We start from the raw sequence: 12456 nt of genomic DNA, 5'->3' as shown, positions 1-12456 counted from the left end.
TTTCGCTAACTTAATAGTTCCAATATTTCCGCCTTCAGTTGTGCTAGCTTCACATCCCCACGAGACCTTGGCTTTGGTTCATCAATTTGAATCGATTGATAGACTTCGCCAGGTTGCCCTTTTAAAACGATAATCCGATCACATAAATAAAGGGCTTCATCGATATCATGGGTTACTAGAATCATCGTGGATTTGTATGTATCCCAAATAGTTAACAGTAAATCCTGGAGCTGCATTTTCGTAAGTGCATCAAGTGCGCTAAACGGCTCATCTAAGAGCAACACTTCAGGTGCTGTAATAAGCGCCCGAGCAATCGAGACTCGTTGTGCCATCCCGCCGGAAATATCCTTTGGATAGTGATTTTCAAAGCCATCTAGCCCAACTAGTTTTATATAGTCCTGTGCCTTTTCACGTTTCTGACTATCATTCTTTAAACCAAATGAAATGTTTTCGATTACTGTTAACCATGGCATTAAACGCGATTCCTGGAAAATAACGCCTACCTTTTCATGAACAGATTTCATTCTGTCTCCGCTGATTTCAACCGTTCCTGTGTAATCTGGATCTAATCCAGATAAGACTCGTAATAAGGTACTTTTCCCACAACCACTCGTACCTAAAACGCCAATAATTTCACCTTGTTTTGTTTCAAAGCTGATATTTCTAAACCCCGTCGTACCGTTCGAAAAGGTACGTGAAACATTTTGAACTGCTAGCATTCTTTTTCATCCTTTCACGCCTTTTTCACATAGCTATCTTGCCAATGAAGTGTTTTTTCCTCTGTTTTCTTCAGAATGGAGTCCGATATTTTTCCTAGGATTGCAAATAGCACAATGCTAGCAATGACCGTTTCAGGAGAATAAGAGTTTTGACCAACGACAAGCAAATACCCAATCCCCTGACTGGCTCCCATTAATTCAGCCGCAACAACAAACATCCATCCTAACCCTAGACCACTTCTGATCCCTACTAAAAAGGATGGAAGGGACGCAGGCAAGATGACCTTTCTAATTAACTCGAAGGTTGAAAAATTATAAATTTTACCTACTTCAATCAATTTTCGGTCAACACCTTGAATGCCAGACACGATGTTTAAATAAACCGGAAAAAACACTCCGACAGCAATTAGTGTGATTTTTGAAGGTTCGGCAATTCCCATCCAAAGGATAAAAAGGGGCACCCATGCAAGCGATGGAATTGAACGAAACGCTTGAAGCATTGGATCTAATAATGCTTCAGCTATTCGAAAATAGCCGACCAATGAACCAAATAGTACAGCAGCGACCACCCCGATAAGAAAACCAAAAAAGATTCGATATAAAGTAATCCCAATGTGACCCCAAAGGCTTCCATCTCCAGCAAATTCAATTATTTTTGCCAGAATGACCGTTGGTGCCGGCATAAGATGTGCTTCAAGGACACCGATATGGCTTAAATACTGCCAAACCACTAGTAAAATGGCAGGAATGATACTACCAAGTAAAATGATTTTCACATTGCCCGATAAAACAAACTGAGTTTTCGACTTCACCTTTATTTGTCTGGATACCGCTTCACCTTTAATGTTCATAGTGCCTCCTCTTATTGCTTTATTCCTTTTTGCGCAAATGTCGGATTAATCAATTCTTGAACCAATTTTTCTAATTCAACGTCTTTTTTGATAATATTCTGTGCTTGGAGAACCTTCCCCGCTTCCATTAAAGCCTCAATTTGTGCTTCACCAGGCACCGGATTTGAAAAATCATTGCGTTCATTTAATTGCTTATTCGCTACTTCAATATCAATGTTTGCTGATTTTGCTAGAATCTCTGCAGCTTCCTCTGGATTTTCTAACACCCATTTTCGAGCCTTTTCATAAACTTCTATGACCTTTTCAACATATTCAGGGTATTTTTCAGCAAATTCCGAACGGACATTTAAGGTCCCATACGTATTAAAATCAGCATTCCGATAGAAAAGAGTTGCATCTGTTTCTAATTCAACTCTTGCCATGTGAGGATCTAGTCCTGACCAAGCATCTACCTGACCAGACGATAAAGCCCCCGCTCCATCTCCATGCTGTAGATTAACTATCTCAACATCTGATGGACTTAGTCCTTCCTCATCTAGGGCACGTAATAGAAAAATATAGGGGTCAGTTCCGATTGTTGCGGCAACCTTTTTCCCTTTTAAGTCACTTACACTTTCGATCTTTGAATCTTTATTTGCCACCAATGCCGTCCATTCTGGCTTTGAATAAATATAAACAGCTTCAATCGGTGCACCATTTGCTTTAGCCATTAAGGCCGCTGCCCCTGCCGATGAACCAAAATCGACGCTACCACTGTTCAAGAATTCGAGGGCCTTATTACTTCCTTGGCTAAGTACAAACTCAACCTCAATTCCTTCTTCCTCAAATGCCTCTTCAGCCCAACCAAACTCCTTTAGCACAAGACTTGTTGGAGAATAAAAAGCATAATCCAATTTAATTTTCTCCGGTTTTTCGTTCCCTTGGCTAGCCTTACCTGAACTATTAGAACAACCTACAATTCCAACAAACAACAATAAAACAATAAACACAGCACTTATTTTCTTCATCTTTTTTCTCCTTTTCCATAAATTCCAGTAGGTAAACTGAGAATAATATTAATACAACTCCAAACCTTCATCTTCAAAGCGATAGAAAAAGCCCTCTTCAGTAAGAAGAGGGCTTTTTTCCTCCTCTTATCTTTCAGGTAATTGTACCTGATGGATTTAGCACCTTTTCAAGAATTACCTTGAAGGTTGCCGGGTTTCGTAGGGCCATGTCCCTCCACCGCTCTGGATAAGAGTTCTTTATTAAATTAATACGTCTCTGTTTTGCTTTATAAAAGGATTATAGTATGTGAAAAATCAAAAGTCAAACACTTTTGGAAATATTTTATTTTATTGAAATATTATTTAAGGTTACAATCGATCCCCATATTCCTATGTTTTAGCTATTAAAAGTAGACTAGAAATTCATTTGTGTCATATTTGTGAAGCCTATTGCTTTTATTGTAAATCCGCTGTATATTAAGAGTGTAGAAAGTTAGTGAAAAACTTCACAAACTACTACAAAAGCTGGCAGCTAACGCACTCATATTTTTTTACAACAACTTGTGAAGAGTTTCACAAATTAATTATAAGGGGAGATTAAGATGAGAGCATTCTTAAAAGGACCTAAAATGGCAGTTATTTGGACAGTATTACGTGTATGGTTAGGAATTCAATGGCTAGAAGCTGGTTTTCATAAAATAACAGCAGGCGGATTTGATGCAGGTGGTTTTATCCAAGGTGCCATCGCAAATGCAGGTGGAGATCACCCAGCAGTACAAGGCTGGTATGCAGCATTCCTTGAAGGATTTGCCGTACCAAACATTGAGTTATTCAACGTACTCATTCCTTGGGGTGAATTCCTAGTAGGACTTGGTTTAATTCTTGGTTTTGCAACTATCCCAGCATTACTTGCAGGTGCATTCATGAACCTTAACTTCTTACTTGCTGGTACAACAAGCACTAACCCAACGCTTTACACAGTAGCAATCATTCTCTTATTCGCAGGAGCTGCAACTTACTACTACGGTGTAGACAGATTCGCAGTACCTTACCTTACAAAACGCATTAACGACAAAAAAGCTACAAAAACAGCTACAAACGTAGCATAACGAAGAAAAGTGTTCCTCCTAAGCTAGGGGGAACACTTTTTTATGTTCTATTCATCATCAATTTCGCCGTCACCTATTTCATCCTCTTCTTCGATTTCCTCAATGTCTTCCCCTTTTTCTGGCATTTCATCATCATCTCCGCATCCCATTAAGAAAAACATTGGGAACGATAGTAGGAACAGCATTAGCAACCGTTTCATCACAAAACCTCCTTTTTTCTAGACTTTCCATTCACTCTCGAAATATGTAGACTAGAAAGAGGAAACAGTATTAACAGTTCTAAAATTGGAGGTAAGTCAGCTATGCGAAAAATCAAACTAGGAACTAGTTCATTAGAAGTACCTGTTGTTGGAGTAGGCTGTATGAGGATTAATACTTTGGAAAAGCCTGAAGCAGAAAAGTTTGTACAAACCGCATTAGAAATCGGTGCCAATTTCTTTGATCACGCCGATATTTACGGAAGTGGTGCTTGTGAAGAAATCTTTGCAGATGCGATACATATGAATGATGACGTGAGAGAAAAAATCATTCTTCAATCCAAATGCGGCATTCGAAAAGGTATGTTTGACTTTTCAAAAGAACATATCCTCAATTCTGTTGATGGAATCTTAAAACGACTCAAAACGGAATATCTTGATGTCTTACTTTTACATCGTCCTGATGCTCTTGTTGAGCCTGAAGAGGTAGCAGAAGCATTTGATCAACTTGAGTCTTCAGGTAAGGTTCGTCACTTTGGAGTTTCCAACCAAAAACCAATGCAAATTCAATTGTTAAAAAAATATGTGAAGCAACCAATCGTTGCCAATCAATTACAACTAAGTATCCCGAATGCCCATATGATTGCAAATGGCGTCTCTTCAAATATGCAAATTGATCAATCCATTAACCGTGATGGAGATGTACTTGATTTTTGTCGTTTGAATGATATTACGATTCAACCATGGTCACCATTCCAATATGGCTATTTCGAAGGGCCTTTTCTTGGCAATGAAAAATGCCCTGAATTAAATCAAAAAATTGATGAAATGGCCGAAAAATATGGTGTATCCAACACAACGATTGCGATTGCATGGCTATTACGTCATCCAGCCAATATGCAACCGATTGTCGGAACCATGAATATTGATCGCTTAAAGGATTCCGTAAAAGCAAGTGAAGTTCAGTTAAGCCGTGAAGATTGGTACAGCATTTTCCTAGCTGCTGGCTATCTTCTACCATAAACGCAAAAGAGGCACCTATAAAAAGGTGCCTCTTCTATTAATTTTCCGTAAAACCTGTAGCAATGACTGTTACAATTATTTCATCTTTTAAATTGTCATTAATGACTGATCCAAAGATCATGTTGAGATCCTCATGTGTTGCAGATGAAATCACATCTGCCGCTTCCTGAATTTCAAAGAGGCTTAAGTTTCGTCCGCCAGTGATATTCAAAATAACACCTCGAGCGCCACTTATCGATGTTTCAAGCAGTGGACTATTGATTGCTTTATGTGCTGCCTCAACTGCACGCCCGTCCCCTTTCGCCATTCCAATTCCCATTAGAGCTGTTCCCCTGTGAGACATAACTGTTTTTACATCGGCAAAATCAAGGTTGATTAACCCAGGTACAGCAATTAAATCGGAAATCCCTTGAACCCCACGAAGAAGAACATTATCGGCTTCTCGGAATGCTTCTATCATCGGCGTACGCTTATCAACAATTTCCAATAATTTCTCATTCGGAATAATGATTAATGTATCGACCGCTTCCTTCATTGCGTCAATTCCTGCATCTGCATTGACAGCTCGTTTACGTCCTTCAAATCGAAATGGTCTTGTTACCACACCAATTGTCAAAGAACCTAATTCCTTTGCGATTCTTGCAATTTCTGGTGCTGCTCCGGTTCCAGTGCCACCACCCATTCCAGCTGTCACAAAGACCATATCAGCCCCTCTTAAAGCATCCTCAATTTCTTTTTCACTTTCTTCAACAGCTTTCATCCCAATTTGCGGATTTGCACCCGCTCCAAGGCCGCGCGTTAGCGATGCCCCAATTTGAATGGTGACCTCTGCTTTTGATTGATTGAGGGCTTGTCCATCCGTATTCACCGCGATGAATTCAACACCTTCTACCCCCGCCTCTATCATTCGATTAACGGCATTATTCCCACCGCCGCCAACACCTACTACTTTTATTCTAGCAAATTGATCTATGTATGGTTCAAACTCGAGCATGATTTTTCCTCCTTACCGCCCATTGCCCTCTTCCTAAAAAAGATTCGAATTTATATTATATCTTTCGTAATACTACTTCGATTTTTGTCACACTTTTCCTTTAAAAAATCAAAATGCCCCCGCCATTAGTACCTATATCGCATAATATTACGTTTCTTTTACAAACTAATAAAGGTTGCTCAAAAAGTCCAGTGAGAAGGACGCGTTCTTTTTCATCCTCTTTTTTGAACTTGCATTTATATACTAACATGTTACGAAAGGAAACGAGCTATGAAAATTAGGATTGCCTTGATAATCGGAGTTTTTTTCATGTTTTCACCCATTCATACAAGTGCAAACAATCAAGAAAATACTTATGTCATTCAAGCTGGTGATACATTACCTGAAGTTGCAAAAAGATTTGATACCACAGTTGACGAATTAAAAGTCACCAACGGTCTTCAAACCGATCTATTAGTTGTCGGACAAAAGCTTTGGGTTCCTTTTTCCTATGAAGTAGCATCTGGAGATACCTTAAAGGAGATTGCAGCTAGGTTTCATTCATCCCCTGAGCAAATCAAGAGAACAAATGGGATTTCATCCGAGGAAGTTGTCCCTGGGCAAGTACTGAAAATTGTCCCGAAAAAGATGAACATGCATGGTGAACATATTTTAATGACAAAAGAAGAGTTTAAGGATTGGCTTATGAATCAGAAGATTAAACGAAAAATAACCCTCATTCAACAGCACCACACATGGGTGCCTGATTATAGTCGATTTAACGGCTCCAACCACTTTGTACTTCTAACGGGAATGGAAAATTACCATAAAAACACGATGGGATGGAAACATATCGCACAAAACATTACAACTTTTCCAGATGGGAAGGTTGCTGTCTCACGTCCACTCTATATTGCCCCAGAAGGCACCATTGGTAACAAAGCCAACTCTGTCGGAATTGCAATTGAACACCTTGGAAATTTTGATATCGGTCACGATGTCATGACGAAAGAACACAGTGACACAATCATCTATGTCAATGCTGTTTTAAGCCTTAAATTTGGATTAACTCCTTCGATTGACAGTATAACCTACCATCATTGGTGGGATTTACGAAATGGAGAAAGGGTGTTGGACAAAGGACCTGACTACAATGTAAAGACCTGTCCGGGAACAGGATTTTTTGGAGGAAATTCCACAACAAGCGCACAAAAGTATTTCTATCCTCTCATTACCCGTAAAATGGATGAACTTCGAAAGGGAATGGAATAAAAATTTTGCGGTAGCATTTTGCTACCGCTATCATTTTAGTCTCATTTTTCAAATTACCTGAGGACCAAACAGTCTCATGACTTTCAATGATTCCTCACCAGTATTCCGTAATGTTACAGAAGACACCTTTGCTGGAATAAAGAACTGATTCCCTTGAGTAAGTGATTGCTCATCTTCACCTGAAATAATACTACCAATACCTGATACAACTAATAGACCATAAAAGACATTATTTCCCTCTATTTTCATTTCATCATTTACTTCAAGTAGATTCATTTTAAAGTAAGGAATATTGTTATACCCAATCAATTCAAACTCTTTGTTTCCGTTCGTCTCTGTTATTTGTGTAGGGGTAATTTTCCACTTATTTAGTGTTTCTTCTCTTGTATAGTTTGCATATGTAAAGCACTCAAACATCTTCTCAAAACCTATTCCCTGGTGACACATAAAATCATCCAAAGTAAAACCTTGAGGTGTGGTTTTTTCGATACGAATTGTAAAATCTGTTGGCTCCTGAATTTCAACAAGAAGACATCCCGCTCCAATCGCATGCGGTGTACCTGCCTCAATTAAGAAGGTGTTACCTGGCTCTACATAATATTTATGCATACAATCCAACATACCCTGTATATCTTGTTTCTCAAATAGTTGTTTCCATTTCTCTTTTGTAACTCCTGGTTTAAAACCTAGGTACACATGTGGAGGCTCTCCCTCAATTTCCCTGCCCCCTAGTATATGCCAAGCTTCTGTTTTTCCATATTCTGAATTAAAAAGCTCACGTGCTTTAATACGATCGGGATGAACCTGCACAGTTAATCTTTCAGCAGCATCTATGATTTTTACTAGGACACCTGTTTTCACACTAAACTCTTTAACATGGGTTCCCCCTAAAAATCCTTCCGGGTCATTTTCAATTAGTGATTTCAATGTAAGTTGAACATCATGTATATCAACCTTACTTAATCCTTCATCGACAATATCTTCGCGGCCCTTATTCCTTGCCGAAACTACTGACATGATCCATTCCTCTGGAAAATGACTATCTGTGGGATTTTCTTCTCCCAATAATCCCTCTAATAATTTTCCGCCTATATATGTACGCCAAGCCCTCGTAGAAGATAATTTAATCGGTTTTGATCCATCTAACTTCTCATTCAAAATAATCACTTCCCCCACTGCTAAACGCCTGAATATGCCATGAATCCGCCATCAACTGGTATTGTTACACCCGTTACAAATCCTGAAGTTTCTTCATCAATAAGCCACAATAAAGTACCAAGCAAATCCTTTGGATCCCCAAAACGTCTCATCGGTGTATGACCAATAATTTTTTGCGACCTTGCTGTAAGAGTACTGTCATCATTTAATAAAAGATTGCGATTTTGTGTTGTGAGGAAAAATCCCGGTGCAATAGCATTTACACGCATTCCCATTTCAGCGAAGTGGACTGCCATCCACATTGTAAAGTTGTTGATGCCAGCCTTTGCTGCACTGTAGGCAGGAACTTTTGTCATAGGGGAGTACGCACTCATGGATGAAATATTGATAATAACAGGAGACTTCTGCTTAAGGAGTTCCTGACCAAATACCTGACTTGTCAAAAATGTGCCTGTAAAATTACTTGCAAAAACCTTCGAAAAACCATTTTCATCTAAGTCAAAAAATGATTTTTCTAGGGTTCCCTCTTCCTGATAAGTCTCGTCTGAAGTAATGGCGTCAGGGTGATTTCCACCTGCACCATTCACTAAAATATCAATTTGACCAAAAGCTTCTAGTACTGTTTCTTTTGCCTTTTCCAAAGACTTTCGGTCGAGTACATCTGCCGCAACAGCTATTGCCTGTCCACCATTATTGTTAATTTCAGAAGCTACGATTTCCCCTTTTTCAGCTGTACGATTGAGGATTGCCACATTGACACCCTGTCGTGAAAGTTCGCGTGCCATTTCTGAACAAAGTACACCACTTCCTCCAGTGATTACAGCCGTTCTTCCCTTTAAACTTTTATGATTAGGTAGTAACATTGTAATCCCTCCTTTTATTTCAAAGTTTGATAGGCATCCCAAAGCCCAAGTAAGTGCATGATGCCAAGCCCACGGTCATATAATCCATAGCCTGGTCGACACTTCTCGTTCCAGATATGTCTTCCATGATCAGGTCTGATGTACCCATCAAATTGTATATCCGATAACTCTCTCATAACACCCTTAATATCAATTGATCCATCAGATGTTAGATGTGACGTTTCAATAAAGTCCCCATTTGGAAATAGCTTCACATTTCGTATATGAGCAAATGGTGATTTACTAGCAAATTCACGCGCAAGAGCCACCATATCATTTTGTGGATTTACCCCTAATGAACCTGTGCAAAAAGTTATTCTATTTGATGGAGAGTCGGAAATAGATAAAAGCTTTTGTAGACTTTCCCGACCAGTCATGATTCTTGGCAACCCAAAAATAGACCACGGCGGATCATCGGGATGAATAGCCATTTTAATCCCTGACTCTTCGGCAACAGGCAGAACTTCATTTAGAAAATAAGCAAGATTCTCCCATAAATCCTCATTTGTCATTCCTTCATAAGCAATAAATAATTCCTTAATCCTCCCTATCTTCTCTGGCTCCCATCCCGGTAAAGTCATCTCTGAGTACGAGGAAAACATTTCAATCAACTCATTCGGATTATCTGTTTCTACCTTTGCTTTTTCATAAAATAAGGCAGTTGAGCCATCCGGAAGCGCTCGAAATAAATCGGAACGAGTCCAGTCAAAGATCGGCATAAAGTTATAACATATGACCTTCACACCGAATTCTCCAAGATTTCGAATGGTCTGTTTATAATTATCTATATAATAGTCTCTCTCGTTATTTCCAAGTTTAATAGATTCATGGATATTTACACTTTCCACGACTTCCGCATGAAAGCCAAACGATGCAATATAATCAATCTCTGATTTTATTTCATCCTTGTTCCAAATCTCACCTACAGGTTTTTCGTGTAGAGCCCACACGATACCTTTGACCCCAGGTATTTGTTTTATATGCTCGAGTGGCACTGTATCGTTTCCGCGTCCATACCAGCGAAAAGTCATATTCATATAGCCTGTTCCCCCTAGTTGGTGTTTAGTTTGTGTTTGTGACACTTTCCTTTTTAAAGTAATCGGGGTTTTGTATTTTAATATCATACATGTGAAAAATACCCTTAGTAATATGGTCATTTGTCACGGACACAGCTGTTTCTACTTCTTTACTCTTCAGTGCATTATAGATTGCTTTATGCTCATCCAGGACAGTCACCCATTCTGAAGGTTCTGTTGTGGTTAAACGTAGCATCCTAACCCTTTTATACTGACCATTCATTTGGTCGATCCCCTGCCAAATGCGGTCCATGTCTAACCCTTTAAAAATAAGTTCATGAAATTGATCATCAAACGCTAAAAAATCTTTACTATTTTCCTCTTTAAGTGCCAGTTCCTGCATAGTTATACACTTTTCCAACTTGTATAATGTTTCATGTGTAAGTTTCTCTGTCGCTTCACGAATAACAGCGATTTCTACAGCTTTTCTCATAAATCTTGATTCTTCGATGATTTTAGGATCAATTAGTGATACAAATGTTCCAATTTGTGGTTTTATATCGATTAAGTCTTCCTTGGAAAGCTGCATTAACGCTTCTCTGATAGGTGTTCTACTCACATTGAGCTGTGCACCAATCTCACTTTCCGAAATAGGTGTTCCTGGCTTTAAAGATAAATCGATAATCTTTTCATATAAATAGGAGTATACAAATTGTCGTCTTGTACCCCCGTTATTTCTTCCCATACTACTATATTTCATGATTACTCTCTCCTTGAAAAATCACATGTAAGCATTTCCCTGCATGTAGTTTCTAAAATATATTAATCTAGTATATTTAATTTTATACTAAAACGCTTACACAAAATAGACCCACTTTCAAAAAAGTGGGTTCTATCTCCTATTTATCAATCAGGAAGACACCACAAATTTAAACTCTGCCTCCTATATTTATTAAATCTACTACTTACCAAACACCATGTCAGGAATAAATAGGACGACGTCAGGGAAAAACACCATAATGAATACTACAGCCATAACAGCAAGATAGAAAGGAATTGCTTCTTTAACTGTATCCTCTGGAGATGCTCCCATTATTTGTGATGTTGCATATAAAGATACACCTAATGGAGGTGTCATGATACCAAATGTTGTAACCGTCATCATAATAAGCCCAAAGTGTACTGGATCAATCCCAGCATTCGTTATAATCGGTATAAAGATTGGCGTTAATAATAAGGTTACAACCGTTGTCTCAACGAACATTCCAGCAATAATTAATGTAAAAATAATGATTGCAAATAAGAAATAGTGATTTTCAGTTATACCTGAAACTAAGGAAGATAAGCTTTGCGTTACGCCATCGTAAACAATTCCATATCCAAAAATACCTGATAGGGAAACGATCAGCATGATTGCTCCGATATCCATTGCACTATCATGCACAGACTCCCAGAATTTCTTCCATGTTAAATCTTTATAAACGATTGCACCAATGAAAATTGCATACATAACAGCAAACGCACCTGATTCGGACGGTGTAAAAATTCCAAATCGAATACCCACAATAAGGATGATTGGGAATAAAAGAGCCCATAATCCATCTTTAAAAGCAATTAATACTTCTCTAATATTCGGGTAAGTTGTACGTTCTGGCAAATAATTGTTTCTTCTACTTGTATAAGAAACAGTAGCCATAAGAACAACCATCATCAGGATACCAGGAACAATACCACCGGCAAACAGCCTACCGATTGATACCTCACCTACGGAACCATAAATAATAAGTCCCATACTTGGAGGAATTGTAGCTGTAATAAGAGATGTGATTCCATTGACTGCTGCACCATAAGCAGGTTTATAGCCCCTTTTAATCATTTGTGGTCCTAATACCCTTGACTGCATCGCAGCATCGGCAACAGCAGACCCGGAAACCCCACCCATCAAGGTACTTAACACAACACTTACCTGAGCTAGATTTCCATACATATGCCCTGTTAAAACATTTGACAACGTAATAAGGCGTTTGGTAATTCCTGTACTATTCATTAAATGGCCAGCGAAAATAAACAACGGAATCGCTAGCATAGTAAATGATTGAGAAGTGGTTAACGTTCTTTGAACAGCAATTGAGATTGGTACATCAGGAGCTGTTAAGAAGAATACCAATCCTGAAATTCCAATAGCAAAGGCAACAGGCATTCCAAAGATCAATAGAAATAGAAATACAATTAATACTAATAACATTTGTT

At 38.6% G+C, this 12456-nt stretch carries 11 protein-coding genes, 2 pseudogenes and 1 riboswitch; of the genes and pseudogenes, 3 read left to right on the top strand and 10 right to left on the bottom strand.

The window, feature by feature from the left end:
• Positions 1-5: 5 nt before the first annotated feature.
• The 3 genes and pseudogenes from DZB84_RS19035 to DZB84_RS19025 form a co-directional block, all read right to left on the bottom strand.
• Positions 6-656: pseudogene (locus DZB84_RS19035) on the bottom strand (ABC transporter ATP-binding protein); the annotation flags it as partial.
• Between the two features lie 77 nt (positions 657-733).
• Positions 734-1570, bottom strand: a complete 837-nt coding sequence (locus DZB84_RS19030) for an ABC transporter permease (protein WP_116353896.1) — start codon at positions 1568-1570, stop codon at positions 734-736.
• Between the two features lie 11 nt (positions 1571-1581).
• Positions 1582-2577, bottom strand: a complete 996-nt coding sequence (locus tag DZB84_RS19025; protein WP_116353895.1) for an aliphatic sulfonate ABC transporter substrate-binding protein — start codon at positions 2575-2577, stop codon at positions 1582-1584.
• 123 nt (positions 2578-2700) lie between these two features.
• Positions 2701-2810, bottom strand: a riboswitch (SAM riboswitch).
• Between the two features lie 348 nt (positions 2811-3158).
• Here DZB84_RS19025 and DZB84_RS19020 point away from each other — a divergent pair.
• On the top strand, positions 3159-3665 hold the full coding sequence (locus DZB84_RS19020; RefSeq protein ID WP_116353894.1) for a DoxX family membrane protein: 507 nt from the start codon (positions 3159-3161) through the stop codon (positions 3663-3665).
• A gap of 47 nt (positions 3666-3712) precedes the next feature.
• On the opposite strand, the gene DZB84_RS25020 is transcribed toward DZB84_RS19020, so the two are convergent.
• Positions 3713-3865 (bottom strand): hypothetical protein, encoded by a 153-nt coding sequence (locus tag DZB84_RS25020; RefSeq protein ID WP_189655306.1) that lies wholly within the window; start codon positions 3863-3865, stop codon positions 3713-3715.
• Positions 3866-3967: 102 nt separating this feature from the next.
• Between DZB84_RS25020 and DZB84_RS19015 the strand changes: the two genes are divergently transcribed.
• Positions 3968-4885 carry an aldo/keto reductase gene (locus DZB84_RS19015; RefSeq protein WP_116353893.1) on the top strand — a complete coding sequence of 306 codons (918 nt, stop codon included), beginning with the start codon at positions 3968-3970 and terminating at the stop codon, positions 4883-4885.
• Between the two features lie 43 nt (positions 4886-4928).
• Here the strand turns inward: DZB84_RS19015 and ftsZ are convergent.
• Positions 4929-5879: pseudogene (gene ftsZ / locus DZB84_RS19010) on the bottom strand (cell division protein FtsZ); the annotation flags it as partial.
• A 270-nt stretch (positions 5880-6149) separates the two neighbouring features.
• On the opposite strand from ftsZ, the gene DZB84_RS19005 reads away from it, so the two are divergent.
• Positions 6150-7130 (top strand): LysM peptidoglycan-binding domain-containing protein, encoded by a 981-nt coding sequence (locus DZB84_RS19005; protein ID WP_116353891.1) that lies wholly within the window; start codon positions 6150-6152, stop codon positions 7128-7130.
• Between the two features lie 48 nt (positions 7131-7178).
• Here DZB84_RS19005 and DZB84_RS19000 read toward each other — a convergent pair whose 3' ends face one another.
• From DZB84_RS19000 to DZB84_RS18980, 5 genes are all read right to left on the bottom strand, one after another.
• Positions 7179-8288: a class I mannose-6-phosphate isomerase gene (locus tag DZB84_RS19000; RefSeq protein ID WP_116353933.1), complete on the bottom strand. Its 1110-nt coding sequence runs from the start codon at positions 8286-8288 to the stop codon at positions 7179-7181.
• Positions 8289-8308: 20 nt separating this feature from the next.
• On the bottom strand, positions 8309-9151 hold the full coding sequence (locus tag DZB84_RS18995) for an SDR family oxidoreductase (RefSeq protein WP_116353890.1): 843 nt from the start codon (positions 9149-9151) through the stop codon (positions 8309-8311).
• 14 nt (positions 9152-9165) lie between these two features.
• Positions 9166-10227, bottom strand: coding sequence for a mannonate dehydratase (uxuA, locus tag DZB84_RS18990; protein ID WP_116353889.1), 1062 nt, complete (start codon positions 10225-10227; stop codon positions 9166-9168).
• 25 nt (positions 10228-10252) lie between these two features.
• Entirely contained in the window at positions 10253-10966 is a 714-nt protein-coding gene (locus DZB84_RS18985) for a GntR family transcriptional regulator (RefSeq protein WP_116353888.1), read from the bottom strand.
• Between the two features lie 201 nt (positions 10967-11167).
• Complete coding sequence (locus DZB84_RS18980; protein WP_116353887.1) at positions 11168-12451, bottom strand: TRAP transporter large permease; 1284 nt, start codon at positions 12449-12451, stop codon at positions 11168-11170.
• Positions 12452-12456 lie beyond the last annotated feature (5 nt).

The sequence above is a fragment of the Bacillus sp. HNG genome (assembly GCF_003400205.1).
In the GTDB taxonomy this organism is placed as follows: Bacteria; Bacillota; Bacilli; order Bacillales; family Bacillaceae_L; genus Ferdinandcohnia.
This window is presented reverse-complemented; position numbering and strand designations above follow the sequence as displayed.

Bases quoted from the DNA above. Each gene is read 5' to 3' on its own strand.
- DZB84_RS19030 (WP_116353896.1), bottom strand. From the start codon at position 1,570: ATGAACATTAAAGGTGAAGCGGTATCCAGACAAATAAAGGTGAAGTCG.
- DZB84_RS19025 (WP_116353895.1), bottom strand. From the start codon at position 2,577: ATGAAGAAAATAAGTGCTGTGTTTATTGTTTTATTGTTGTTTGTTGGA.
- DZB84_RS19020 (WP_116353894.1), top strand. From the start codon at position 3,159: ATGAGAGCATTCTTAAAAGGACCTAAAATGGCAGTTATTTGGACAGTA.
- DZB84_RS25020 (WP_189655306.1), bottom strand. From the start codon at position 3,865: ATGAAACGGTTGCTAATGCTGTTCCTACTATCGTTCCCAATGTTTTTC.
- DZB84_RS19015 (WP_116353893.1), top strand. From the start codon at position 3,968: ATGCGAAAAATCAAACTAGGAACTAGTTCATTAGAAGTACCTGTTGTT.
- DZB84_RS19005 (WP_116353891.1), top strand. From the start codon at position 6,150: ATGAAAATTAGGATTGCCTTGATAATCGGAGTTTTTTTCATGTTTTCA.
- DZB84_RS18995 (WP_116353890.1), bottom strand. From the start codon at position 9,151: ATGTTACTACCTAATCATAAAAGTTTAAAGGGAAGAACGGCTGTAATC.
- uxuA (WP_116353889.1), bottom strand. From the start codon at position 10,227: ATGAATATGACTTTTCGCTGGTATGGACGCGGAAACGATACAGTGCCA.
- DZB84_RS18985 (WP_116353888.1), bottom strand. From the start codon at position 10,966: ATGAAATATAGTAGTATGGGAAGAAATAACGGGGGTACAAGACGACAA.
- DZB84_RS18980 (WP_116353887.1), bottom strand. From the start codon at position 12,451: ATGTTATTAGTATTAATTGTATTTCTATTTCTATTGATCTTTGGAATG.